Source organism: Nocardia sp. CA-120079 (assembly GCF_050955745.1).
Classification (GTDB): domain Bacteria; phylum Actinomycetota; class Actinomycetes; order Mycobacteriales; family Mycobacteriaceae; genus Nocardia.
The window spans coordinates 2,042,492-2,066,167 of sequence record NZ_CP192088.1 but is presented as its reverse complement, the minus strand read 5'-3'; the positions used below and the strand labels follow the sequence as shown (position 1 = coordinate 2,066,167).

General features: G+C 65.9%; 29 protein-coding genes. 12 read left to right on the top strand and 17 right to left on the bottom strand.

Annotated features, from left to right (window positions below; all coding sequences use genetic code 11):
* Positions 1-39: 39 nt before the first annotated feature.
* From pgm to ACQPYR_RS09530, 5 genes are all read right to left on the bottom strand, one after another.
* Positions 40-1,680: a phosphoglucomutase (alpha-D-glucose-1,6-bisphosphate-dependent) gene (gene pgm / locus ACQPYR_RS09550; protein ID WP_433630118.1), complete on the bottom strand. Its 1,641-nt coding sequence runs from the start codon at positions 1,678-1,680 to the stop codon at positions 40-42.
* A 47-nt stretch (positions 1,681-1,727) separates the two neighbouring features.
* The gene (gene crcB, locus ACQPYR_RS09545) at positions 1,728-2,090 is read right to left on the bottom strand and encodes a fluoride efflux transporter CrcB (RefSeq protein WP_433630115.1); all 363 of its coding nucleotides are present in this window, start codon (positions 2,088-2,090) and stop codon (positions 1,728-1,730) included.
* Positions 2,087-2,461, bottom strand: a complete 375-nt coding sequence (locus ACQPYR_RS09540) for a DUF190 domain-containing protein (RefSeq protein ID WP_433630112.1) — start codon at positions 2,459-2,461, stop codon at positions 2,087-2,089. Before ACQPYR_RS09540 ends, crcB (ACQPYR_RS09545) begins: the two co-directional genes overlap by 4 nt.
* 33 nt (positions 2,462-2,494) lie before the next feature.
* Positions 2,495-2,923 carry a fluoride efflux transporter CrcB gene (gene crcB / locus ACQPYR_RS09535; protein WP_433630109.1) on the bottom strand — a complete coding sequence of 143 codons (429 nt, stop codon included), beginning with the start codon at positions 2,921-2,923 and terminating at the stop codon, positions 2,495-2,497.
* Positions 2,924-3,330: 407 nt separating this feature from the next.
* Positions 3,331-4,830, bottom strand: a complete 1,500-nt coding sequence (locus ACQPYR_RS09530; RefSeq protein WP_433630107.1) for an MFS transporter — start codon at positions 4,828-4,830, stop codon at positions 3,331-3,333.
* 116 nt (positions 4,831-4,946) lie between these two features.
* On the opposite strand from ACQPYR_RS09530, the gene ACQPYR_RS09525 reads away from it, so the two are divergent.
* Together ACQPYR_RS09525 and ACQPYR_RS09520 are read left to right on the top strand one after the other, a co-directional pair.
* Positions 4,947-5,621 carry a TetR/AcrR family transcriptional regulator gene (locus ACQPYR_RS09525; protein WP_433630104.1) on the top strand — a complete coding sequence of 225 codons (675 nt, stop codon included), beginning with the start codon at positions 4,947-4,949 and terminating at the stop codon, positions 5,619-5,621.
* Between the two features lie 55 nt (positions 5,622-5,676).
* A complete protein-coding gene (locus ACQPYR_RS09520; protein WP_433630101.1) occupies positions 5,677-6,972 on the top strand; it encodes a D-arabinono-1,4-lactone oxidase in 1,296 nt (431 codons plus the stop codon).
* A gap of 265 nt (positions 6,973-7,237) precedes the next feature.
* Here ACQPYR_RS09520 and ACQPYR_RS09515 read toward each other — a convergent pair whose 3' ends face one another.
* Positions 7,238-7,984, bottom strand: coding sequence for an SIR2 family NAD-dependent protein deacylase (locus ACQPYR_RS09515; protein ID WP_433630098.1), 747 nt, complete (start codon positions 7,982-7,984; stop codon positions 7,238-7,240).
* A 123-nt stretch (positions 7,985-8,107) separates the two neighbouring features.
* On the opposite strand from ACQPYR_RS09515, the gene ACQPYR_RS09510 reads away from it, so the two are divergent.
* The 3 genes from ACQPYR_RS09510 to ACQPYR_RS09500 all read left to right on the top strand — a co-directional run bounded on the left by ACQPYR_RS09510 (position 8,108) and on the right by ACQPYR_RS09500 (position 10,182).
* Positions 8,108-9,013, top strand: coding sequence for an oxygenase MpaB family protein (locus tag ACQPYR_RS09510; RefSeq protein ID WP_433630095.1), 906 nt, complete (start codon positions 8,108-8,110; stop codon positions 9,011-9,013).
* A 317-nt stretch (positions 9,014-9,330) separates the two neighbouring features.
* Positions 9,331-9,744 (top strand): arsenate reductase ArsC, encoded by a 414-nt coding sequence (locus ACQPYR_RS09505; protein WP_433630093.1) that lies wholly within the window; start codon positions 9,331-9,333, stop codon positions 9,742-9,744.
* Between the two features lie 48 nt (positions 9,745-9,792).
* Complete coding sequence (locus ACQPYR_RS09500) at positions 9,793-10,182, top strand: VOC family protein (protein WP_433630090.1); 390 nt, start codon at positions 9,793-9,795, stop codon at positions 10,180-10,182.
* Positions 10,183-10,189: 7 nt separating this feature from the next.
* Here the strand turns inward: ACQPYR_RS09500 and ACQPYR_RS09495 are convergent, their stop codons facing one another.
* Both ACQPYR_RS09495 and ACQPYR_RS09490 read right to left on the bottom strand, forming a co-directional pair.
* Positions 10,190-10,900 (bottom strand): helix-turn-helix domain-containing protein, encoded by a 711-nt coding sequence (locus ACQPYR_RS09495; RefSeq protein ID WP_433630088.1) that lies wholly within the window; start codon positions 10,898-10,900, stop codon positions 10,190-10,192.
* Between the two features lie 10 nt (positions 10,901-10,910).
* Entirely contained in the window at positions 10,911-11,921 is a 1,011-nt protein-coding gene (locus ACQPYR_RS09490; RefSeq protein ID WP_433630085.1) for an alpha/beta fold hydrolase, read from the bottom strand.
* Between ACQPYR_RS09490 and ACQPYR_RS09485 the strand changes: the two genes are divergently transcribed.
* Entirely contained in the window at positions 11,896-12,552 is a 657-nt protein-coding gene (locus ACQPYR_RS09485; RefSeq protein ID WP_433630082.1) for a winged helix-turn-helix transcriptional regulator, read from the top strand. The two genes, ACQPYR_RS09490 and ACQPYR_RS09485, sit on opposite strands and share 26 nt — an antisense overlap.
* 92 nt (positions 12,553-12,644) lie before the next feature.
* Here the strand turns inward: ACQPYR_RS09485 and ACQPYR_RS09480 are convergent, their stop codons facing one another.
* On the bottom strand, positions 12,645-13,124 hold the full coding sequence (locus ACQPYR_RS09480) for a hypothetical protein (protein WP_433630079.1): 480 nt from the start codon (positions 13,122-13,124) through the stop codon (positions 12,645-12,647).
* A gap of 134 nt (positions 13,125-13,258) precedes the next feature.
* On the opposite strand from ACQPYR_RS09480, the gene ACQPYR_RS09475 reads away from it, so the two are divergent.
* From ACQPYR_RS09475 to ACQPYR_RS09465, 3 genes are read left to right on the top strand one after another with little or no spacing between them, the layout of a single operon-like run.
* Positions 13,259-14,029: a dienelactone hydrolase family protein gene (locus tag ACQPYR_RS09475; RefSeq protein ID WP_433630076.1), complete on the top strand. Its 771-nt coding sequence runs from the start codon at positions 13,259-13,261 to the stop codon at positions 14,027-14,029.
* A gap of 37 nt (positions 14,030-14,066) precedes the next feature.
* Positions 14,067-15,008, top strand: coding sequence for a threonine/serine dehydratase (locus ACQPYR_RS09470; RefSeq protein WP_433630073.1), 942 nt, complete (start codon positions 14,067-14,069; stop codon positions 15,006-15,008).
* A gap of 38 nt (positions 15,009-15,046) precedes the next feature.
* Positions 15,047-15,589 carry a thioredoxin family protein gene (locus tag ACQPYR_RS09465; protein ID WP_433630070.1) on the top strand — a complete coding sequence of 181 codons (543 nt, stop codon included), beginning with the start codon at positions 15,047-15,049 and terminating at the stop codon, positions 15,587-15,589.
* On the opposite strand, the gene ACQPYR_RS09460 is transcribed toward ACQPYR_RS09465, so the two are convergent.
* Together ACQPYR_RS09460 and ACQPYR_RS09455 are read right to left on the bottom strand one after the other, a co-directional pair.
* Positions 15,586-15,876, bottom strand: coding sequence for a hypothetical protein (locus tag ACQPYR_RS09460; protein ID WP_174415132.1), 291 nt, complete (start codon positions 15,874-15,876; stop codon positions 15,586-15,588). The two genes, ACQPYR_RS09465 and ACQPYR_RS09460, sit on opposite strands and share 4 nt — an antisense overlap.
* 184 nt (positions 15,877-16,060) lie before the next feature.
* Entirely contained in the window at positions 16,061-16,594 is a 534-nt protein-coding gene (locus tag ACQPYR_RS09455) for an MFS transporter (RefSeq protein ID WP_433630068.1), read from the bottom strand.
* Between the two features lie 84 nt (positions 16,595-16,678).
* Here ACQPYR_RS09455 and ACQPYR_RS09450 point away from each other — a divergent pair, with 84 nt between their 5' ends.
* Positions 16,679-17,281 (top strand): TetR/AcrR family transcriptional regulator, encoded by a 603-nt coding sequence (locus tag ACQPYR_RS09450; protein ID WP_433630065.1) that lies wholly within the window; start codon positions 16,679-16,681, stop codon positions 17,279-17,281.
* A gap of 3 nt (positions 17,282-17,284) precedes the next feature.
* Here the strand turns inward: ACQPYR_RS09450 and ACQPYR_RS09445 are convergent, their stop codons facing one another.
* The 3 genes from ACQPYR_RS09445 to ACQPYR_RS09435 form a co-directional block, all read right to left on the bottom strand.
* Positions 17,285-17,650: an META domain-containing protein gene (locus ACQPYR_RS09445; RefSeq protein ID WP_433630062.1), complete on the bottom strand. Its 366-nt coding sequence runs from the start codon at positions 17,648-17,650 to the stop codon at positions 17,285-17,287.
* Between the two features lie 95 nt (positions 17,651-17,745).
* On the bottom strand, positions 17,746-18,459 hold the full coding sequence (locus ACQPYR_RS09440; RefSeq protein WP_433630060.1) for a helix-turn-helix domain-containing protein: 714 nt from the start codon (positions 18,457-18,459) through the stop codon (positions 17,746-17,748).
* Positions 18,460-18,556: 97 nt separating this feature from the next.
* A complete protein-coding gene (locus tag ACQPYR_RS09435; protein WP_433630057.1) occupies positions 18,557-19,465 on the bottom strand; it encodes an NADP-dependent oxidoreductase in 909 nt (302 codons plus the stop codon).
* Between the two features lie 248 nt (positions 19,466-19,713).
* On the opposite strand from ACQPYR_RS09435, the gene ACQPYR_RS09430 reads away from it, so the two are divergent.
* The gene (locus ACQPYR_RS09430; RefSeq protein WP_433630055.1) at positions 19,714-20,631 is read left to right on the top strand and encodes a ubiquinol-cytochrome c reductase iron-sulfur subunit; all 918 of its coding nucleotides are present in this window, start codon (positions 19,714-19,716) and stop codon (positions 20,629-20,631) included.
* Here the strand turns inward: ACQPYR_RS09430 and ACQPYR_RS09425 are convergent, their stop codons facing one another.
* The 3 genes from ACQPYR_RS09425 to ACQPYR_RS09415 form a co-directional block, all read right to left on the bottom strand.
* On the bottom strand, positions 20,632-21,540 hold the full coding sequence (locus ACQPYR_RS09425; protein WP_433630052.1) for an EamA family transporter: 909 nt from the start codon (positions 21,538-21,540) through the stop codon (positions 20,632-20,634). It abuts the gene before it with no gap.
* Between the two features lie 40 nt (positions 21,541-21,580).
* A complete protein-coding gene (locus ACQPYR_RS09420; RefSeq protein ID WP_433630049.1) occupies positions 21,581-22,885 on the bottom strand; it encodes a glycosyltransferase 87 family protein in 1,305 nt (434 codons plus the stop codon).
* Between the two features lie 71 nt (positions 22,886-22,956).
* On the bottom strand, positions 22,957-23,352 hold the full coding sequence (locus ACQPYR_RS09415; protein ID WP_040694299.1) for an ankyrin repeat domain-containing protein: 396 nt from the start codon (positions 23,350-23,352) through the stop codon (positions 22,957-22,959).
* Positions 23,353-23,463: 111 nt separating this feature from the next.
* Here ACQPYR_RS09415 and ACQPYR_RS09410 point away from each other — a divergent pair, with 111 nt between their 5' ends.
* Complete coding sequence (locus tag ACQPYR_RS09410; protein ID WP_084508582.1) at positions 23,464-23,661, top strand: hypothetical protein; 198 nt, start codon at positions 23,464-23,466, stop codon at positions 23,659-23,661.
* Positions 23,662-23,676 lie beyond the last annotated feature (15 nt).

Here is a 23,676-nt window from a genome sequence, read left to right as displayed (position 1 = left end):
CTCGAACCTAGCGACTCCGACGACCCCGCAGTCGATCTATCACTCACCGGACAGCGCCTGCCCGACCACTTCTTCCGCGGCCGCTTGGACCTGGGTGAGGTGTTCGGGGCCCTGGAAGGACTCCGCGTAGATCTTGTACTTGTCTTCGGTGCCGGAGGGGCGGGCGGCGAACCAAGCGTTTTCGGTGGTGACCTTCAGGCCGCCGAGGGGGGCGCCGTTGCCGCGAGCTCGGGTGAGGACCGCGGTGATCGGCTCACCGGCGATCTCCTTTGTGGTGATCATGTCCGGTGTCAACTTCCCGAGCAGTGCTTTCTGTTCCGCGGTCGCGGCCGCGTCGATGCGGGCATAGGCCGGACTGCCGTAGCGCTTCTCGAGTTCGACATAGCGCGCGGACGGGCTCTGGCCGGTGACCGCGGCGATCTCGGTGGCCAGCAGGGCGAGCAGGATGCCGTCCTTGTCGGTGGTCCACACGGTGCCGTCCATCCGCAGGAAGGATGCGCCCGCACTCTCCTCACCGCCGAAAGCCAGACTGCCGCTGAACAATCCGGGCACGAAGAATTTGAAGCCGACCGGCACCTCGTACACATCGCGCCCGAGCACGCTGACCACCCGGTCGATCATCGACGAACTCACCGCCGTCTTGCCGATCTTGGTGAGTGCATCCCAGCCCATCCGGTTCGCGACCAGATATTCGATGGCGACCGCGAGGAAGTGGTTCGGATTCATCAGTCCGCCATCGGGTGTGACGATGCCGTGGCGATCCGCGTCGGCGTCGTTGCCGGTGGAGATGTCGTAGTCGTCCTTGATGGCGATCAGCGAGGCCATCGCATAGCGCGAGGACGGATCCATTCGAATCTTGCCGTCGGAGTCCAGCGTCATGAACCGCCAGGTCGGATCGACGAACGGGTTGACGACCTCGAGTTCGAGGTCGTAGCGCTGCCCGATCTCCTCCCAGTAGTCGACGCTGGCCCCACCCATCGGATCCGCGCCGAGCCGGATCCCGGCGCCGCGAATGGCGTCCAGGTTCAACACATTCGGCAGATCCGCGATGTAGTGGTCGAGATAGTCGTAGCGCTCGACGCAGTTTTCCAGCGCATGCCGAAGCGTGGTCCGCCGTACTCCGGCCAAGCCGTTGCGCAACAGTTCGTTGGCACGGTTGGCGATGGCGTCGGTGGCCTTGGTATCGGCCGGACCGCCGTGCGGCGGGTTGTATTTGAAGCCGCCGTCGCGCGGCGGATTGTGCGACGGGGTGACGACGATGCCATCGGCCTGATGCTTTGCCCCACCGCGGTTGTGCCGCAACACCGCATGACTCAGCGCGGGCGTCGGGGTGTAGCGATCGCGCGCGTCGATCATCGCGGTCACGTCGTTGGCGGCGAGCACCTCGAGCGCGGTGGTCCACGCGGGTTCGGACAGTGCGTGGGTATCGCGGGCCAGATAGACCGGACCGGTAATCCCTCGCGTCGCACGGTATTCCACGATCGACTGGGTGATGGCCAGGATGTGCGCCTCGTTGAACGCGGTGTCCAGGCTGGAGCCCCGATGCCCCGAGGTGCCGAACGCCACCTGCTGCGCGGGCTCGGCCGGATCCGGGATGCGGCTGTAGTAGGCCGTCACCAGACGCGCGATGTCCTCCAGGTCGGTGGGACGCGCGGGTCGCCCGGCTCGATCATGGGCCATGCTCGGGTCTCCCTTCCGTGTCGGCTGCGCCCGGCTCGTCATCAAAATCATGTCCACAACCACTGGGTCGTGGCCGCGGCGACGAACACCGCGGTCAAACTGGTCACGACACTGAGCACCACATTGCCCACCGCATAGGCGTAGGCCCCTTCGGCCGCGAGCCTGACCGTCTCGTAGCCGAACGTGCTGAATGTGGTCAGCGCGCCGCAGAAACCTGTTCCCGCGGCGGCCAGCAGCCAGTGGTTCGCGCCGACGCCGATCAGTCCACCGAGCAACGCCGAACCGACAATGTTAACGGTCAATGTGCCCAGCGGCAGCAGAGATTCGAATCGCGCGGCCACCGCGCGGTCGATGAGATATCGCGCAGGCGCACCGATCATGCCCCCGATCAGAACGAGCACCACCGTCATCGGGCGACTCCTGGACTCGGCTGCCAGGTCTCTACCTCGGACAATGCGACATTCACCGCGACGAGCAGCTCGGAGTTCTGTTCGACGAAGGCGCGCAACCGCTCGGCCTCGTCGATGATCATCACTAGCACGGGTAGGTGTTCGGCCAGATCGAGGATCCGACTGGTGTGGATGCGCGAGGACGAGCCGTAACCCTCCACGCCGCGCCACACACTTGCGCCGGCCAGTCCGGTGTCGCGGGCGCGCCGCACGATCTCGTGGTACAGGGGCCCGTGCCGCCACGTGTCGTCCTCGTCGAGCAACACCGTCAGCCGCGCCGCCGACTGCCACTGTCCCGCCGCCGGACCAGTGCCCGTCGGTGAATCTTTCATCGCCTGACCCCCTTCCGTCGCGCTGTCCACTATTCAACTCGTCCGCCGTGCCGTGCCAGTAGTCCACCGCGCCGAAAACATGCCGAGCACGACCGCCCCCAGGCCCGCCACCACCGTCCCCCCGAGATAGCCGAGCGCGTCGACCGCCGCACCCGATTCGAGCAGTCTACGAACCTCGAGGCTGTAGGTGGAAAAAGTGGTGAAACCGCCGAGCACGCCGATACCGACAAATGGACGGAGCAGTCTGTGGGCTACCCATACCTCGGTGATCAGAACCATCAGAATTCCGATCGCAAAGCATCCCACGACATTGATCGTGAAGGTCGACCAGGGGACCTGATGCGGTTGCGAAGGCCACCACACGCCGATGCCGTAGCGCGCCAGCGCGCCCAGACCACCGCCGAGGGAGATCACTACCAGCACCAACGGCTCGACGGCAGGGGTGCGGGTTCGCTGCCCCATGCGCTGACCTCCTGCCGAGCCGAATGCCACCGGCGCAATGCTAACGGTCGGGTCGCCGGTCCCGAACATCCGGGACGACGGCACGCACCATGACCGGCGTCATTCATCGCCACGGCGGCACCGAGAACTCACGAATGCCCGCAAGGTTTCCGACCTCCCCTTCCGGATACAGGTCGCCAGCGATGACGGCGGCACGATCGGCGATACCCGAAGCGCCTCGAAAGACGCGAAAAGCGAGCGCCAGCAACTGTTCGGCAGATCGATTCGCGGCAGCTGGGGACTTTCGATCCGGCGACTCGGCATCACGGGCGCGGGCACGGACTGCAAGAGCAACCGCGGACCGATCCCGAAAACACAACGCCCGCATCGTCATCGATGCGGGCGTTGTGCTGTTCGAGCGGAACAGATCAGTGCACGATTACCGGTTCGCCTTCCGACGGAGCCGGAACCGTATTCGGCATCAGGAATGCGGTGATCACCGCACCGGCCACGAAAATCGCGGTGGCCCACCAGAAGCTGGTCGTGTAGCTCTCGATCTGGGCCTGTGCCACGACCAGCGGACCCGGCGTATGCGACGACAGGTAGTCCGTCGCGGCCGAGGCGGCGATGGTGCTCAGCAGCGCCGTGCCGATCGAACCGCCGACCTGCTGGCTGGTGTTGATCATCGCCGAGGCGACACCGGCATCCTCGTGGTGCACACCGGCCGTCGCACCCTGGAAGGCGGTCGACATCGCACCACCGAGACCGAGACCCATCAGGATCAGGGCGGGCAGGATATTCCCGACATAGCCGCTGTCCAAGCTGATCTGGGTCAGCCATGCCATGCCGACCGCAGCGACCAGGAAGCCACCGGCGACCACTATTTTCGGACCGACCTTCGGCAGCAGCAGCGAGGGCACCGTGGTCGAGGAGACGACCATGCCCGCCACCATCGGCAGGAACGCCAGACCGGTCTTGATCGGCGAGTACCCCATGCTCAGCTGCATGTAGTAGGTCAGGAACAAGAAGATCGCGAACATTCCGATGCCCATGACGAACACTGTCAGGAACGAACCACCGCGAGTGCGGTCCAGCACGATGCGCAGCGGCAGCAGCGGATTCGCGACCCGGGTCTCGATCCACACGAACATCGCGAGCAGGGCCGCGCCTCCGATCAGGAAACCGAGGGTGACCGGGTTGCCCCAGCTGGTCGACTCGGCGTGCGAGAACCCGTAGACGATGCCGAACAGTGCGGCGGTCACCACGACGGTGCCCGGGATGTCGAGCTTGGGCCGCTCGGCGACAACATGCTTGGCCAGCAGCAGCACAGCGCCGACCAGCGCGACCGCCGCGAAGCCGAGGTTCACGAACATCACCCAGCGCCACGAGGCCCATTCGGTGAGCATGCCGCCGAGCAGCAGACCGATGGCGCCACCCGCACCGGCGACCGCACCGAAGATGCCGAATGCCTTGGCGCGTTCACCCGGTTCGGTGAAGGTCACCGTGAGCAGCGACAGCGCGGCGGGCGCGAGCAACGCACCGAAGACGCCCTGTCCGACGCGGGCGGCGACCAGCATTTCGAAGCTGGTGGCCGCGCCACCGACCGCGGAGGCGACGGCGAATCCGATCAGGCCGATAATGAAGGTGTTACGTCGGCCGAACAGGTCACTGAGTCGGCCACCGAGCAGCAACAAGCTGCCGAAGGCCAGGGCGTAACCGGTGACGACCCACTGCCGATCGCCATCGCTGAAACCGAGGTCCTGTTGCGCTGCGGGCAGCGCGATATTCACGACGGTCGCGTCGAGCACCACCATGAGCTGAGCCACGCCGAGTACGGCGAGCACCCACCAACGCAGGGCGTGCGAGCCGCGGCGGCCCGAGTCAGTTTTCTCGGGGGCGGGTGCCCCACGGTCCAACGTGGTAGTCATGTGTCCCCTTTGCTCGAGGCTTGATCCGGAGGAGGTTCCTCCGCTTACTGAGATAAGCTAACACAATAACGGAGACATCTCCTCCACTTAATCCCGCTTATTGCTAGGATGTGCCTGTGAATCCCGCCACTACCGTGCCTCCACCTCGGCGCCTACGCGCCGACGCTGCCCGCAATCAGCAGCGCATCGTCGAGGCAGCTCGCCAGCTCTTCGCCGATCACGGTCTGGAGATCACCCTCGATGACGTGGCCGAACGCGCCGGGGTCGGCGTCGGCACCGTCTACCGGCGCTTCGCCAACAAGAAGGAATTGATCGCCGAGGTCTTCGAACAGAACGTCGGCGAATTCGCGGTCGCCGCCGAGACCGCGGCCAAGCATCCCGACCCCTGGCTGGGGTTGGTCCAGTTCTTCGAGTACGCCTGCACCCATCTGGCTACCAATCGCGGCTTCAGCGAGGTGATGCTCGAACTCGAGGAGGATATGGAGCGCTTCGCCCAGTTGCGCGACCGGATCAAGCCGACCATCGCCGCGGTCATCGATCGCGCGCGCGAGGCCGGCGCATTGCAGCCCGATATCGAGCCCTCGGACTTCTTCGCGCTGATCCATATGGTCGACGCGCTCGCCGAGTTCTCCAAGCCGGTGAATCCGAATGCCTGGCAGCGCTATATGGCCATCGCTCTCAACGGCGTACGCAGCGATGACACGCCGCGCCGACCACTACCAGCACCCCCCTTGACGGACGAGGAAGTCGAACAGGCCAAGTCGTTCGTCTGCGCAGGCCGCAAGCGCTAGCGCAAAAACCGGACATATCTAGCGCTCATCTGAGCCAGCCCTTACAGTTGGACGTATGACCAACTCGTGGGGGAACTGGGCCGGGGATCAACACTGCACGCCAGCCGCTGTCGCCACCCCGCGAAATACCGACGAATTGGCCGAGATCATCAGCCGCGCCGCCACCACCGGACAGACAGTACGCGTCGCCGGTGCGGGCCATTCGTTCACCGATGCCGTACTCACCGACGGCATCCTGCTCGACCTGGCGAAACTGAATCGCATCCTCCACGTGGACCGGGAGACCGGCCGCGTTCGAGTCGAGGCGGGCATCACCCTCAATGCCGCGAGCAATGCACTGCATCCACTCGGCTTGGCCTTCCCCAATCTCGGCGATATCGACGTCCAGACCATCGCGGGCGCGACCGCCACCGCCACCCACGGCACCGGTGCGACGCTGCAAAACCTCTCGGCCGCTCTGCAATCCATCGAACTGGTGCTCGCCGACGGCAGCCGAGTCGAGTTGAACGAGAAGTCCGATCCGGAGGGCTGGCGCGCGGCGCGGGTCAGCGTCGGGGCGCTCGGGGTGGTCAGCGCGGTCACCGTGCAGCTGGTGCCGTCGTTCGTGCTGGAGGGAATCGAGCGGCCGGTGCCGGTCGAGGAGGTCCTCGCGGAGCTGGACGCCTATGTCGAGGGCAACCAGCATTTCGAGTTCTACATGTTCGGCCACAGCCCGCTGGCGATGACCAAGCGCAATAACCCCGTCGACCTGCCGGAACAGCCGCGCGGCCGGGCCGCCGACTGGTTCGCCGACATCCTGATGTCCAACTACGCATTCGACGCACTGTGCCGACTCGGCAAGCGCCGGCCACGACTGGTGCCGTGGATCCATCGCGGCGCGGCGTATGCGGGCAGTTACCGCCGCCAGGTCGACCGCTCCTATCGAGTCTTCGCCTCGCCCCGGTTGATTCGCTTCACCGAGATGGAATACGCGATCCCGCGCGAACATTCCGCCGCCGCCATCCGCGAGATCAAGGACCTCGCGACGCGGTTCGATACACCGATGCCGATCGAGGTGCGCTGGGTCGCCCCCGATGACGCGTTCCTCTCCCCCGCCGGTGGCCGCGACACCTGCTACATCGCCGTGCACCAGTACCGCGGCATGGACTTCGAACCATATTTCCGCGCCTGCGAAACCGTTTTCGACAAGTACGACGGCCGGCCGCACTGGGGTAAGCGCCACTTCCAGACCGCCGAAACACTGCGGGCGCGTTACCCGGACTGGGATAACTTCGCCGAAGTGCGCCGCCGCTTCGATCCGAAGGGCCGCTTCGCCAACGCCTACGTCGAGCGAGTACTCGGCTGTGTCTAATTTGCAGCGCCTTCGGCGCTGCGTGTTCGCCGGCCCCCTGGTGTGCCGTGGCCTCGCATTCGCTCGTCCAAGCGCAAGAGACTGATGACGGACTGCGTCCGGCGGCGTTCGATGGGCGCGGCTGACCCTTTCGAGCGACCCGCAAGCAGTCGCCAGCGGCGCCGTCGAGACTCGCGCCTGCGGTGCATGCGCTTCGACGACTCGGACGCGAGACGGGCCGAGAATGTCGCTCGTAAGACTCGCTCTAGTGGCCGAGCCGCATGGTTCAGCTGGCGAGTATCTCGGCGACCAGGCGCGGTAAGGCGGTGCCGATGGGTTCGCGGATGACTTCGGTGGCGATGCTGTCGTAGGGCGTCGGTTCGGCATTGACGATGACCAGATCCGCGCCGCTGTCGACGGCGATCGCGCACATCGATGCGGCGGGCTCCACCTGCAGCGAGGATCCGATGGCCAGGAAGATATCGCTGGCCTCGGCGGTCAGCGCGGCCTTGGTCATGGTGCGGCGGTCCATCTGCTGGCCGAACATGATGGTCGCGGATTTCAGGATGCCGCCGCAGGCCGGACACGGCGGATCCGCCTCGCCCGCGGCCACCCGTGCCAGCGTGGCCGCCATGCTCGTCTGGTATTCGCAACCGACACAGACGACTTCGAACATATTGCCGTGGATTTCGATCACCCGGCCGGGTGAGGATCCGGCGCGCTGGTGCAGTCGGTCGATGTTCTGGGTGATGATCGTGATGGTGCGCCCGGCGCGCTCCAGGTCGGCCAGTGCGGCGTGCGCGGCATTGGGCTGGGCCTGCCAGGCCGGATTGTCGCGGCGGGCCAGCCAGGAGCGCTTGCGCAGCTCCGAATCGGCGAGGTAGGCGTCGTAGGTCGACAACAGTTCGGCGATGGGATCTTTCGTCCATACGCCGCGGGGGCCGCGGAAGTCGGGAATGCCGGAATCGGTGGAGATTCCCGCGCCGGTGAGCACACCGATCCGCCCGTCCCGTTTGCGCCAGTCGCTCGTCACATCGATTCAGCCTAGGGGGCTGCGTTATCAGTGCCCAGGGCGCTCGGTCGACGAGCCAAGTCCATGAGAGATTGTTACACTAAATCTCTCAAGCTCTTGGATGGCTGATCAAAGGAGATCGCAATGACCGCCGCCGCATTCGATGCCGATTCACGGACCGCACCGCAGCGCCGCCCGTTCGCACCGGGTACTCGAATGTGGGACGAAACCGGCCTGATCACCTTCTCCCTCACCGCCGGCTCGGCTTTTCTGCTGCAGACCATGGAACCGACCATCGCCGCCGTGGTCGACGAACACTCCACCTTCCGCACCGATCCGCTCGGACGGGCGGTGCGCAGCATCGGTTCGGTGATGATGTGGATCTACGGCGGCGACGAGGCGATCGCCGAAGCGGATCGCCTGCGCAAGATGCACGCCTCGCTCAACACCACCACCCCCGATGGTGTCCGGCACAAGGCGCTGGCCTCCGGTCCGTGGGCCTGGGTGCTGCACACCGGCACCTTCGCCTTCACCGAGAACGCCGAATACTTCGCCCGCCGCCCGCTGACCCCGGCCGAGAAGGACGCCTACTACCAGGAAACGGTGCAGCTCTTGCGCAATTTCATGGTGGCGCCCAAGGAGATTCCGGCGAACTACACCGAATTCGAGAAGTTCTTCACCGATATCGTGGAGAACCACCTGCAGGAGACCGGTACGGCGCATGACTACCTGCGGGTGATCCAGTCGATCGCGCCGCCGAGGCAATTGCCGCGCGCATTGCGCCCCGCCTGGAAGCGCGTGGTCGCACCGGTCGGCCGGCTGCAATATTTCGTCACCGTCGGCACCACCCCGGAGGCGGCGCGGCGCAAGCTCGGCCTGACGTGGTCGGAGTCCGATGAGCGCAAGCTGAAGGCGTTGGGCTGGTTCATCGCCCGCACGGTGCCGCTGCTGCCGGAGCGGGTGCGCTACTTCCCGATCGCTTACGAGGCCCGGCGGCTCGAGCGCGATCGCGCGCGTCTGCGCAAGGTCATCAATCTGCGTCCCATGTGACGCCGCACGCGCGTCCACGGCCCGCGGTTGCCGCTCCGGCACCGCGGGCCGCGTTGTATCCAGGCAAAATGCCGATTTCCTGACCGACCGGTTTCTTCTCGGTCGATATCCCGCGTGCGGCAACAACTCTCGAGCGACCGGTCTCGAGATGCCTTGGCGGACAAAGTCGCCCCCCTCGTCGCGAAACATATATCCCCCGTACTGGTATACGTATCACGCACCCTCCGACGCAGACCCGGTGCAGCCCCGACATCCCGACATTGCGCCCAGAACCACGGCACAGCTCCGATTCACCAGCCTGAAAGGTATTCCCGCACATGGCTCACAAGCCCAGCGTGCTGTTCGTCTGTGTCCACAATGCGGGCCGGTCGCAAATGGCCGCCGGATTCCTCGATGCGCTCGCCGGCGACCGCATCGATGTGCACTCCGCCGGGAGCACACCCGCCGAGGTCATCAATCCGGCCGCCGTGGCGGTCATGGCCGAACTCGGCATCGATATCTCGACGCACGCGCCGAAGCAGCTGACCGTGGACGCGGTGGCAATGTCCGATGTGGTCGTCACCATGGGCTGCGGTGATGCGTGCCCGTTCTTCCCAGGTATCAGCTACCGCGACTGGATGCTGCCCGATGCGACCGGCGAGGACATCGCTATCGTGCGCTCTATTCGCGACCGGATCCGCATCCTGGTGGAAAACCTGATCGCGGAACTGATCCCGGCCACCGCCTGCTGAGTCCGATTTGTTCAAGACGTCTACCGAAGTGCCGCATACGCTGCGAATATGACTCCACAACTCAATGTCATCGGCATCGTCGTCAGCGATATGGCCGCCTCGCTCGCCTTCTACCGACGCCTGGGTCTCGAGTTCCCGGAGGCGGATGACGGGCATATGGAGGCACCGTTGCCCGACGGTATGCGCCTGACGCTGGATACCGAGGCCGTGATCAAGTCGTTCCACTCCGACTGGCAGCCGCCGAGGTCCGCGGGGCGACTCGGCCTGGCCTTCCAGTGCGCGGACCCCGCCGAGGTCGACGCGGTCTACAGCGAACTCATCGATGCCGGATACCGCGGCGAACTGAAGCCATGGGACGCCTTCTGGGGCCAGCGCTACGCGACGATCCTTGACCCGGACGGCAATAGCGTCGATCTGTACGCCCCGCTGTCGGATTGAGCCGAGACTATGAGCGGGTGAGCAACTCGCTCAACGGCATGCCGGCCAGTTCGCGCACATCGCGCGCGAGATGGGCCTGATCGGCGAATCCGGTACGAAATGCGGTGTCCGCGAGCGGCACTCCGCTGCGCGCCACCGCGAGCGCCCGCTGCAGCCGCAGGATTCGCGCCAATGTCTTGGGCCCGTAGCCGAAGGCCGCGAGCGAGCGTCGATGCAACACCCGCGCACCGAGCCCCGCGGCCTCGGCCGTCGCCGCGACCGACCAGCCGGCGTCCAGCGCATCGACGATCCGCAGCAAAACCGGGTCGGGCGGTTCGGTGTCGTAGGCCCGCCGCATTGCGATCGCCTCCAATGCGCCGGTCTGATCCGCTGCCGCCCCGACCTGTTCCGCGAGTCGCCGAGCTGCCGCCGCGGGCCACAGATCCGCCAACTCCACCCGTTTATCGCGCAATTCGTGCGCGGGCACCCCGAGCAGTGCGGGCGCGCTGCCCGGTGCGAATCGAATCCCGATCCATCCAGTGCCCGGCGCACCATCGGCCATATACGCCCGGGTGTCCGGTCCGGCCACCAGCAACTTGCCATTGCGCCACAGCAGATCCATACATCCGTCCGGCAATACCGGTAAAGCCGCAGCCCCGGTGACATTGGTATTCGTCCAGACCACGGCACCCGGGAGCCGCGACGGCCGCTCCCGGTATCCCGGCACTACCTCTGCCACGAATCCGAGGCTACCCGCGCCGCTTCGTGCCTCCGCCGAGGAAGGTCAGCAGCCGGTCTGCCAGCCACTGCGGCCGCTCCTCGGGCACGAAGTGACCACAGTCCGGGACCCGTTCCAGCCGCATATCGTCGGCGTAATCGCGATAGCTGTCCGGCACCCCCTCGGAGAGCGGATCGCAGGCACCGTTGAGGTGCAAGGTCGGAACTCGCATCCGCATCATGCGGTAGTGCCGCGCGAAATGCGGTACCTCGTGCAACACCACATTGCGATTGAAGTCGATGGTTGCCGCATGCGCGCCCGGTGTGCACATCCGGGACAGATAGACCGCGGTCTCCGCATCGCTGAAGCGCCCCTGGTGCCGCCATGCGCGCAGGCTCCGCTTTGTCAGCGCCGATTGCAGTGCTGACGAACGCCCGAGCGCGGCAAGCGCGTAGACGTGCCACGGTCTGGTGAATACCGCGGGACGCACCCCATCGATGGTCCACGGATGCACACCGGCCAGCGCGACGAACTGGTCGAACCGCTCCGGCCAGTTCAGGCAGGCACGATAGCCGACGACCAGGCCCCAATCACGTCCGACTACCCGCGCCCGATCCACCTCCAACCGATCCAGCAATTCGACGAGATCACGCGCCAAGCGCTCGAACGTATAGCCGTCACCTGATCCTTCGGACCACCCGAGGCCGCGGATATCCGGACATATCACCCGATACCGCTGAGCGAGCGGTGCGATCACGTGCCGCCACTCCCACCAGTGCTGTGGCCAGCCGTGCAGCAGGACGAGCGGTTCACCCGCGCCCGCCTCGGCGTAGTGGATGCGCAGGCCATCGATCTGAACGAAGTGGTGGCGCACGTCAGTCGGGATATCGGCGGAAAGTGCGGTGAGTTCGGCGGAATTCGCCAGTGATGCGGTCACGGGTCTCTCCTGAGTTCGACCAACCCCCGACTCGACGCTAACATAAGATTTAGAAGTACGTACACCATGATTTCGAACTATGAGGATGGCGATGGCGCGGCGCACCTACAACCAGTACTGCGGACTGTCCCGCAGCCTCGATCTCGTCGGCGAACGCTGGACGCTGCTGATCATCCGCGAACTCATGGCGGGCCCGAAGCGCTACACCGACCTCGCCGATGCACTCGACGGCATCGGGACCAGCCTGCTCGCCGCGCGCATCAAACAGCTCGACGACGACGGCCTGATCAGCCGGACCACCCTGCCGCCACCGGCAGCGTCGCAGGTGTACGAACTCACCCCGGCCGGTCGGGAACTCGCGGCAGCGCTTGTCCCCCTTGCCATGTGGGGGATGCGACATCATTTCGACGAACCTCGACGTCCCGAGGAGAGCTACCGCGCCGAATGGACGCTCGTCTTCCTCGCAACGCTGATCGACCCGCCCGCCGACATGCGGGCGACGATCCAGTTCCACATCGACGGTTCCGCCGCAGCCATAGTCATCGACGACGGCCGAGCCACCGTGACCCCCGGCGAACTCGGCAATGCCGATGCCACCGTCACCACCGACCTGCACACCCTGGGTCGCCTCGGCACGCGCCAACTCGATCCGGCGGATGTGGTCGACCGCGTGCACGTCACAGGCGATACCGAACTCGCTTTGCGTCTACTGGGATTGGTGATCGGTCACCGATGAATTCCCGGCAGCCACGTCGTGGCATCGAGCACACCGCCGAGGAGGCATCTCGTATGCTCGGGACGCGGGCTCGGCGCCCGCGGCACAGCGATTCAGTGCGGGGTGATGCCGCGCGGGACGACCCGGATCAGGTGATCATCGCCCGCGGCGATTTTCGACTCCGGATCCTTACATCCGACGGTGACCTCGGCGCCGGCGGGTGAGGAAAAGGTCCACAGCGTCATCCACTCTTTTCCGCCAATTGTTTCCTGTTTTTTCGTATTGGTGGAACGGAGGTCTTCGTTGCGGCCCGTGCCGTCGATTACCGCGCAGCGTAGGCTCCCGCTCGCCGCACCCCAGTCGACGGGCACCTTGATATCCATTACGGCATCGGCGGGAATCGGCACTTTCTTGGCCTCCCCCAACGGAATTCGCACGCCGCCGTCCGGCTCCTCGTTTTCGATGGGCGTCGCACTCACCGAACTCGTTTCCGGCGCGGACGAACTCGACGCGGCCGTCGAGGACTGGTCATCGGTGCATCCCGCCACGGTAACGGCAAGCGCCGCCGTCGCCGTCATCCAGATCAGTTTCACAGGTCAACCTCTCTTCGACAGAGCATGACTACAACTTCCAGATGGACGCAGACTACATGGCGCGAAAATCGGCAATTTGTTCGCGAATACGAGGACTCGGCGGATATCGAAAATCTCCGATAGCGTCATATGCCATGACGATGCCGGTCGCATTCAGCACCCTCGATGTTCGCACCACGGACGGCAATGCCGACGCCTACCTGGCCCGACCCGATGACGGCACCGCCCGCCCCGGGGTGCTGTTCAATATGGACGCCTACGGCCTGCGGCCTTGGCTGCGCGAAATGATGCAAGCAATCGCGGCCGACGGCTACACCGTGTTGGCTCCCAATATTTTCTACCGAACCGGTCCGGCTCCGGTGCTCGCGATGCCCGATTCCGCCGATCCGGAAGGGCATGCGAAATTCTTTGTCGCGCTGGGCCCGGCGCGGGCGGCGCTCACTCCCGAAAAAGCATTGCAGGACACCCGAACCTATCTCGATTGGCTGGACGCGGCCGACTTCGTGACACCGGGTCCAGTGGCGGTAACCGGATACTGCATGGGCGGCCGACTCGCCTTGCGCACCGCGGGCGCATTCGGGAGTCGCATCGCGGCCGCCGCCAGTTTTCACGGCGGCCGCCTAGCGGTCGACGAACAACCCGACAGTCCGCATCACACCGCCGCGGGCATTACCGCCGAATTGTTGATCGCCCATGCGAGCCAAGATGATTCGATACCCCCGGAGCAGATAACCCGTTTGGAAAAGGCCCTCGACGCGGCGCACGTCCGCTATGCATCGGTGGTCTACCCGAATACCCGCCACGGTTTCACCATGCGCGACACCCCGGTCTTCGATCAGGCGGCCTACCACCGCCACCTCACCGATCTGCTCGACCTCCTGCACCGGGCGTTCCCCAGCGCCTGACGAGAGGGCAAGATGATCAGTGAGGACAGGAGCGCGAGTGGAACTGAGCTACGGCGACGTGAAGGCCGCCGCCGATCGGATCGCCGGACACGTGCGGCCGGTTGCCATCGCACCCGGGGATGGGATAACGACGACCGGCGAACTGTGGCTGGCATTGGAATACATGCAGCACACCGGCTCGTTCAAGGCCCGTGGTGCCCGAAACTTCATCCAGGCGCACCAGGACGACGCAACCCTGCCAGAGGCGGGCGTGACCATCGCATCCGGCGGAAACGCCGGACTCGCGTGCGCGTGGGCGGCCCGCGAACAGGAAGTACGGGCAACGGTATTTCTGCCGACCACCGCGCCGCTGGTGAAGGTCGAGCGGTTGCGCGGCTACGGCGCCGATGTGCGCCTGGTCGGCGTCGAATACGCCGACGCACTCGCCGCCTGTCGCGAATTCGCCGATACCAGTGGCGCTTTGCCCTCACACGCCTACGACAACCCCTATATCGCGGCCGGAGCGGGCACCCTGATGGTGGAGATCCACCACCTGCTTCCCCGACTGGACACCATCGTCGTCGCGGTCGGCGGCGGTGGCCTGTTCGCCGGGGTAGCCACGGCCGCGGATCACTACGGCGTCCGGACGATCGCGGTCGAGCCGCAACGCTGCCGTGCGCTGCACGATGCGATCCAGGCCGGACGGATCGTCGACGCGACGGTCGATTCGGTCGCCGCCGATTCCCTCGGCGCCCGCCGTGCCTCCGAATTGGCACTGCACGCGGCCCAGAACTATAACGTGACCTCGATACTCGTCCCCGACGCCGACATCGTCGCGGCTCGGTCGGCGCTGTGGCAGGACCGCCGACTCGCGGTGGAACACGCCGCCGCGACGGCGGTCGCGGCGCTGACCACCGATGCGTATCGGCCCGAGCCCGGTGAGCGGGTCTGCGTCGTCCTGTGCGGGGCCAATACCGATCCGGCGGATCTGGCGCGGTAAGCGCACTACGCTCGATATCGACTCGGAGGAGGCACACCATGTCGGTTCAATCCCTGATGGTCCCGATCGGAACGCCCGCGCCGGACTTCAGCCTGCCCGACCTCGACGGTCAGCTGCACACCCGCGCCGACTATGCGGACGGGCCCGGGCTACTGGTCATCTTCGCCTGCAACCACTGCCCGTATGTGCGGCACCTGGAGTCGAAGCTCGGCGAGGTGCTGGGCACCCTCACCATCCCGACGGTGGCGATCTGCACCAATGACGCCGACGCCTACCCGGATGACGCACGGGAGCACCTGCGGGCCCAAGCCGATCGCGCCGGTTGGAAATTCCCCTACCTGATCGACGAAACACAGGAGGTGGGTCGCGCCTTCCGGGCCGCGTGCACGCCGGACTTCTTCCTCTACGACGCACACCTCGAACTCGCCTACCGCGGCGCATTCGACGAATCCACCCCGGGCAACGGTAAACCGGTGACCGGCAACGAATTACGCGCCGCGGTCGAGGCGGTACGCACCGGAGCCCCCGTGCCCGAGCCACATCGGCCGAGCATGGGTTGCTCCATCAAATGGCGCGCCTAGGTGCCGATCACGGCATTCATGATGGTGCCCGCGCTGGTCGCGACGACACCGCCGATCATGGCTCCCGCCACCATCTTCGGCGATTGCAGGCCGCCGCCGGACCACTTCTCCCAGGCGAACCGACCGCCCGCGTAGGTGATGGCGGTAATGCCTGCCAGCAGGATGAACCAGGTGAAATAGCGCACCATCTGCAGGATCTTGTCCGCGAGGGGCGGCGCCTCAGGTGTCGGGTTGCCGAGTTGGGCCAGGACTGCTCCATACGTGTCATGTGCCGCGGCGAGAATCATGCTCACAGTCGTGCCCCTCTTCTGATATCGGCGACGCTGGTAAGCGTCTAGCCAGATAATAGCGGCTCGGCTCGAGACAGATTGTGCAGCAACCGGATTCAACGGCGTACCGGTCAGCCGGATTCCAACGCCGGCTTGTGATCACGCCGCAGCATGTACAGCGCCATCGCCGATCCCGATACCGTTAGGACAGCGGCAGCCGCGGGGTGAAGTACGTAAAGACCGTCACCACACCGACATTGCCGAGCGCGGTAAGTACGATCGCCAATTGCACACGGCGATCGGCGAATACGCGCAGCTCCCGGCGCGCCGATGCGCTCGACTGCGCGGGCATCGTCGGCAGGAAACGCAGCAAGAGCAGCAGCGCGACAGCCGCGCCCACCGCGACCGACACGAATGTCGCACGCCAGCCGAAAGTTTGGCCGACAGCGGCGCCGATCGGAGTGCCGCCGACAATGCCCAGATTCATACCGAGCGCCACCTGCGCCACCGCGACCAAACCGACCACGAGCGGTTTGCGCGGCAGCCGCGACGTCGCCACGGTCACCACCGGCCCGCCGACGATCATGCCGAGCGCATATGCGCTCACCAGCAGACCAGCCGCTGGCATCGACACCGCGAGCCCGGCCGCCACCTCGGGCAGGATTCCGGCGATTACGAATTCACCGGTGGTCAGGCTGAAGACCACCAGCATGAGCGCAAAGACAGCAGGACGCATAGATCCACTCCGACCCTGCGCGATCTGCTGCAGGCGATGGTGCCGCCAATTGTCTAACCATACGATCGGACGTACTCTTTAGCCATGACGACGGAGGACAAGCGCCTACTGCGCGGTGCACGGAGCCGCCAGCTCGTGCTGCGCCGAGCGGTCGACACCGCATCCCTCGACGGTCTCGAGGGTTTGAGCTTCGGCAAGTTGGCGACCGATACCGGGCTCAGCAAGGCGGGTGTGCAGACCCTGTTCAAGACCAAGGAGACGCTGCAACTCGCGGCGCTCGACTTCGGCCGCGATATGTTCATCGATGCCGTCGTCCGTCCCGCCCGTGCGCAACCACATGGGGTGCAACGACTTCGCGCCCTGATCGAATGTTGGATCGTCTACGCGCAGACACCGCTGTTCGCCGGCGGCTGCTTGCGGGTCGCGAATATGGCGGAGTTCGACAGCCGTCCCGGTCCGGTGCGCGACGCGCTGGTCCGCGAGCAGCGGGAGTGGGTGGGGACCATCGCGCGCGAACTCCGGTACGCCGTCGATGCGGGCGAAATCGCCGATCTGGATATCGATCTCGCCGCCTTCCAGATCGACGCCGTCCTCTGTGCCGCCAATACCGCACTGCGCCTCGGCGAAGTCGACGCGGTGCCCAAGGTCCGCCGAGTTGTCGAAAGCTTCCTCATCCCGGCGACCTAGGTATCAGGGGCAGTCGGCGGTCTGCTGCAGCTCGATCCTGATCCGGTCGTCGCTGAGGATGAGAGTGCCATCGCCGGTGGTGGTCCATGTGGGCGCGAGGAGCAGGAATTCGGTGAGCCAGGAGTCCTGGTCGGCGAATTCCGGCGGATAGGACAGCACGGTGGAGAACGGGGATCGGGTTTTCAGAACGCCGCTGTCGGCATCCACCTCGAACATCACGGTATTGGCGCCCGCGTGTGCGGACAGGCGGCGGGTCTCGTCGACGAACCACAGGGTGATCCGGGTACCGCCGAGCAGGAATCGTGGTCGGCCATTCTCGGTTACGGATGAGGAGACGTAGCGGTGGCCCCAGAGATCTGAGTCTTGCATCGGTGGATCGGCCCTTACTCGCAGCGTTCGACAGCCCATCCATCCTGATATTCGCGTCGAGCGGGCAGAATGGCGCGGTCCACTGAACGAACCGATCAGCGAAGATTCTTCTCGATTTCGCGGGCGGTATGTGCGACCAGTCCGGGCAGATTCGGCGGAAACTGTTGGGACAGTGAGATACAGCCGATCGCGGCCGCATCGCACATCCCTGGTTGCCGGATTGCGGCTGCGGCACAACAGATCCCGGCGATCAGGTTGTGATGGTCGACGGAAACCATTCCCGCATCGACGATTCCGGAGCGGACACGCTGCCATTCGGCGGCCGCATAGGTCGGCGGCGGTACGGTATTGTCGGCCCGTCCCGCGAAGAGCACCTGCGCCAGCGCGGTGCGATATACCAACTCCGGATCCGCGGCGGTGCTGAGGAAGAACTCGGCACCTTTGATCCCGGAGACCATTCGAACCTCGCCCGCGTCGAGAATGCACACCGCGACAGTCGAATTCGTCAAGGCGGACAATACCCGGGCGGGCCGTTGCGCGGCCCGGCGCAGGATCGGCGCGGCCTGCCAATGCCGCCCCAACTCCGCCATCCGCTCGCCGACGAAATACCGCTGCTCCACCCGCTGCACGGCACCGAGCGCCACCAACTGTTCGGCCAACCGATATGCGGTGGCCTTCGCCAATCCGGTGGTGCGGGCCAGTTGGGACAGTCCACAGCCCTCCGGCGCCGCCGAAATGGCCTCCAGTATCTGGAAACCGGCGTCGAGCACACCGCGGCTCGTTCCGTCAGCCGATGGGCTACCGACCATCGCGCCCGTCCTCCTCCTTGCCGCGGCTCCCATCGGCACACGGCAAGAAAAGATGGTACGCCGGTTGTCGTTCGCAACAAGGCGTTCCAGACCGGGGTCAGCTCACGTTGAGCACGACCTTGCCTGGGCCACGCCCCATTTCGCTCTCCTCCTGTGCGGCTGCTGCCCGCTCGAGCAGGAAGGTCCGCGCCTCGCCCGGCAGTCGGAACGCACCGCTGGCGACGCGTTCGGCGACCTGCTCGAGCAGTTCGGTAGGCCGTTCGGGACCGCTGCCCGCGAGGAAGGTGATGCCGAGTTCGCGGGCCGCCGGATCGACGATCGTCACGATCCGGTCGGTGCCGCCGCGCAATTCGATGGCGGCGGGCAGCACACCGTATCCGGCCGCGTCGAAGACCGCGTCGATGCCGTTCGGCGCGAGTTCGCGGACGCGCTCGACCAGACCGGCGCCGTAGGTGGTCGCGGTGGCACCGAGTTCGCGCACAATGTCCTGATTGGCCACGGATGCGGTGCCGATCACGGTGACGCCCTCGGCCGCCGCCAGCTGTACCGCCATCGACCCCACCGCGCCGGACGCACCATTGATCAGCAGCGTTTCGCCCGGTTGTATTTTCAGTGCCGCCAATGACTTCTCCGCCGCCGACACCGCGACCGGGAGCGATGCGGCATCCGGCCAGGACAATTCCTCGGGTTTCTTCGCCACGGCATTGCTGAGGGTGTACTCCGCGTACGCCGCGACCGCCCAGCCCAGCACCTCGTCGCCGACCGCGACATCGGTGACATCCGGTCCGACCGCATCGACCACCCCCGCGATCTCGCCACCCGGATACTGCGGAAACACCGGTTCGCCGAAAGACAGTGCGCCGGAACGGATCTTCCAATCCACCGGATTCACCGCGGTGGTCCGCACCGCGACTCGGACCTGACCCGGGCCCGGTTCCGGGATCGGGATGTCGACGATCTGCAGTACGTCCGGACCGCCGAATTCGTAGAACGCAATCGCCCGCATCGTCCCAGCCTACGGGTCGAACCGCGCGCATACGGGTAGCGCCGCCAGGTTTTCTCAGCAGAGTCTCATCGAACACCCACCCTTGGTCTCAGAACCGTTGCGTTCAATGGCCGGTGGCTGCCCCGTCCGGTCCCAGTCTCACCCGGGCGGTAGGCAGCGCCAACTTCGGCAAGGATCCGAAACGACCTCGAACCTAATCGGCGGCTATCTCGTAACCCCTACAACAACGAGCCGACAATGCCGAGGTCATGATGAGCGTCGAACACGTCAACCGTCGAACAATCGTCATCGGAGCGGGGGCCGCGGCAGTTGTCGCGGCCTGTTCCACGAGCGAAAGCTCGTGGACGCAGCTCACCTCCACCTCCACCGCAGTACCGACGACGACATCGAGTTCCGTTGCCGCCGAACCGCCGCCGCCCCCGACCGAGGTGCCGGCCGGGCCGGAACCCACCCCCGGCACCGCACTCGCCCGCACCTCCGATGTGCCGATCGGGTCCGGGGTGTTACTCGGCGATACCGTCGTCACTCAGCCGAGTCCGGGTAATTACCAAGCTTTTTCGGTGATCTGCACGCATGCGGGCTGCGCGGTCGACAGGATCAGCGGCGGCACCATCAATTGCCCTTGTCACGGCAGCAGATTCAATCTCGACGGCTCCGTGGCGACCGGTCCGGCCACCCGACCGCTCACCGCGCGCACCATCTCGGTACAGGGCGAATGGATCGTCGCGGGCGCATTCGCGGCGCTACCCGCCGTACGGCAAGAGGTCCAGGAACAACCCGCACCGGGGCCGCAAGTCGAGGAGGGCGCACCGCAGAACGCCCTCGCCCGCTCCTCCGACATACCTGTCGGCTCCGGGATCATCCTCGGCGACACCGTGGTGACCCAACCGAATCCTGGTAACTACCAGGGCTTCTCGGTGATCTGCACACATCAGGGCTGTGCCCTCGACAAAATCGCGGGCGGCACCATCAACTGTCCTTGTCACGGCAGCAGATTCAATCTCGACGGATCCGTGGCGACCGGTCCGGCAAATGAACCGCTCTCGCGCCGCGAGATATCGGTACAAGGCGACTGGATCGTCGCGGGCGCACCGGCGACACCGCCGGTGATCAAGCCGTGGTGGTGCGAAATCCCGATCTTCGCGCCAGGTAGTGCGGACTGCTGACTATTTCCGCCGTGCGGTTCGGGTGGCTCCGATGGAGGCCGCCACCACGCAGATGACGCCCACCCATTGCGCCGCGTGCATGATCTGGCCGAGGACGATCAGTCCGGCGAGTGCGGCGGCCGCCGGCTCCAGGCTCATCAGCACGCCGAAGACGCGCGGTGGAATGCGCCGCAGCGCTTCGAGTTCCACGGAATACGGCAGCACCGACGACAGCATCGCGACCGCGAAACCGGCAGCGAGGACCGAGGGCTGGAACAGTGTGGCGCCCGCGTCGGCAATGCCGACCGGGACCATGAGCACACCGCCGAAGGCCATCGCAATGGCCAATCCCCCACCGCCGCTGGTCCGGTCACCGAGTGCGGCACTCAGCAGAATGTAGCTCGCCCACAGCGCTCCCGCGGCCAGCGCGAACAGCACACCCGACCAGCCGACATCGCCGCCCGCCTTGGTCAGCAGCAGTACGCCGCCACCGGCGAGTACGGCCCACACCGGATCGGTCCAGCGCCGCGAGCCGGCCAGCGCGACGCTGAGCGGCCCCAAGAATTCGAGGGTGACCGCCATACCGAGCGGAATCCGGTCGATGGCCTGGTAGAAGCACAGGTTCATGGAGGCGAGCACGGTGCCGTAGCCGAGCACCACCGGTAGCGCGCGCCGCTCGATCCGCAGCGCGGACCGCCAGACGACCAGCAACACCGCCCCGGCGAAGAACAGGCGCAGTGTGACCGCACCCGCGGCCCCGGTGGCGGTGAACAGCTGTTTGGCCAGGGCCGCGCCGACCTGCACGCTGACGATCCCGATCAGCACCAGTGCCGTCGGCGGCACCCCGCCGAGCCCGCGCGCGTGCACCGCACGCAGGGGCGTCAGCGGCCACGCCGACTTCGGATTCCGTTCGATATCGATCGCGACCACGCGGCGTCCTCCGTCCAAAAACCCAGCATCCCAGAAACGGTCAGGCCGCCGGGCGAGGACCTGCCAGATCAACGAGATCGATATCCTTCGGCGCGGAATCGCGTTCGCCCGCTTGCGACTTCGCCCGCTTGCCGGCAACGAGATACGCGACGACCAGCAACACGCTCAACCACACGTAGGTGTTCCCCCACAGGTGTTGCCAAGGCGTCCAAGCCAATTCACGGCGATTGTCGCCCGGCAGCCAGTTCTGCGGCCCGTATACGAATGCCGCGGTGGTGAGAACGATCGCCACATACCAGCCGATCGCCCGACCGCGCGGCAGCGTGGTCGCGTAACAGACCATCGCGAACAGCGCGGGCGCGATCATCACCCAGTGATGCGACCAGGAGATCGGCGATACCAGCAGCGTGAAGACGGCGTTGATCGACAGCGCGAGCGCGGGCACCTCGGCGGCCTGGCGTATGGCCGGGACAACCAGCGCGAGCAGCGCCGCACTCAGCACCAGCCACAGGACGGTGAACAGCGGCTTCTCCACGCCGAATCGGGCGAGCACGGCCTGGATCGACTGGTTGGTATGAAAGGACGAGCCGCTGAGTCCGGAGACATTGCCGAGTCCGCCGAACCAGTAGTTGACCGATTCCTTGGGCAGGATCGCGAAGCTGAGCGCGGTCGCGACCGCACCGGTGATCGCGGCGGTGACTGCGGCGCGATAATCCCGGCGCACCAGGAAGTAGAGCACGAATGCCGCCGGTGTCAGCTTGATCGCGGCGGCAACGCCGACCAGCATGCCGCGCCGCCACTTCGGCTTCGCGGTGAGCGCGTCCGCGGCGACCAGCACCATCAGCAGCAGGTTCACCTGTCCGAAGTCCAGCGTGGAGCGGACCGGCTCCAGCAGCATGGCCAGCGGTGTCGCGCAGGAGGTGGCAAGCAGCGCGAGTTGCAACGCGCCGCGCTCGGGCCAGCGCCGCCGCGCGACCAGATACAGCGTGACGGCCAGCGCGAGCGTCGAGGAGATGAAGAAGGTGAAGGCCGCGGCATCCCATGGCAGCAGCGCGAACGGGCTGAGCACCAGTGCGGCGAACGGCGGGTAGATGAACGGCAGCCCGATACCGATGGTGGTCTGCGGCAGCTGGCCGTACATATCCGCGCCGTCGCGCAGCGCCTCGATGCCGAGCCGGTACACCTGCAGGTCGATGAACCCACCGGTGATCCGGTGGAAGGGCCACAGCGGCGCCATCAGGCACCACGTGACGAAGCCGACGAGCAGCACCGGCACCAGCCACACCGCGCGCCCGAATCGTCGGTTCACGGGCTTCGACCTATCTGGGGTGGTGACACTACTCATCCGCGGCGACTATACCGACCCGCACGAACGCAGCCGAATCCGCGTTCTTGCTCATGGCAATCGGTCAACGCTCAGGACGCCCCGAACAAGCCGAGCAGATCGTTCTTGCCGAACATGGCGGCCGCGGCCCGCGCGGACGGTGTCCCGGCATCCGGATCCGCACCGGCGGCGAGCAGGGCCCGCAAGATCTCGGTCTCGCCCTTGAAGACCGCACCGGCGAGCGGGGTCTGGCCCTTGTCATTGGCTCGATTCGGGTCGGCATCACGCGCGAGCAGCACCTGAACGGCGTCCTGATGACCGTGATAGGCGGCCAGCATGAGCAGCGTGTCGCCATTGTCGTTGGTGAGGTTCACCGGGACACCGGCATCGAGGTACGCCGTGAGCCGCTCGGCATCGCCGTGCCGAGCCAGATCGAAGATCTTGGTGGCGAGTTCGATCAGGTCCGGGTCCGTCTCGTCATTGCCCATCTGCCAGTCCTACCACTCGAGATGCGCCGGAGACGGCAGTTGTCACGGAATGATTCGGCCTGTCGCGGTCGATAACAGTTTCATAACTCGCCGATCGGGTACCCCGTGAACATGACAGTGACGCACAAGCGATTTCACCGCCCTGCCGGTGTCGATCGCGGAACCGCGCTGCTGGCCTCGGCAACCTGCCTGATTTTCGTGGCCGGCATCGCCACCATCACCCGTTCCTTCCCGACCAGCGCGGCGGCCGCCGGATGCATCGCGGCCGGACTGGCCGTGACACTCGGCATCCTCCCGCACAGTCGTTAGCCGATCCAACAGAAC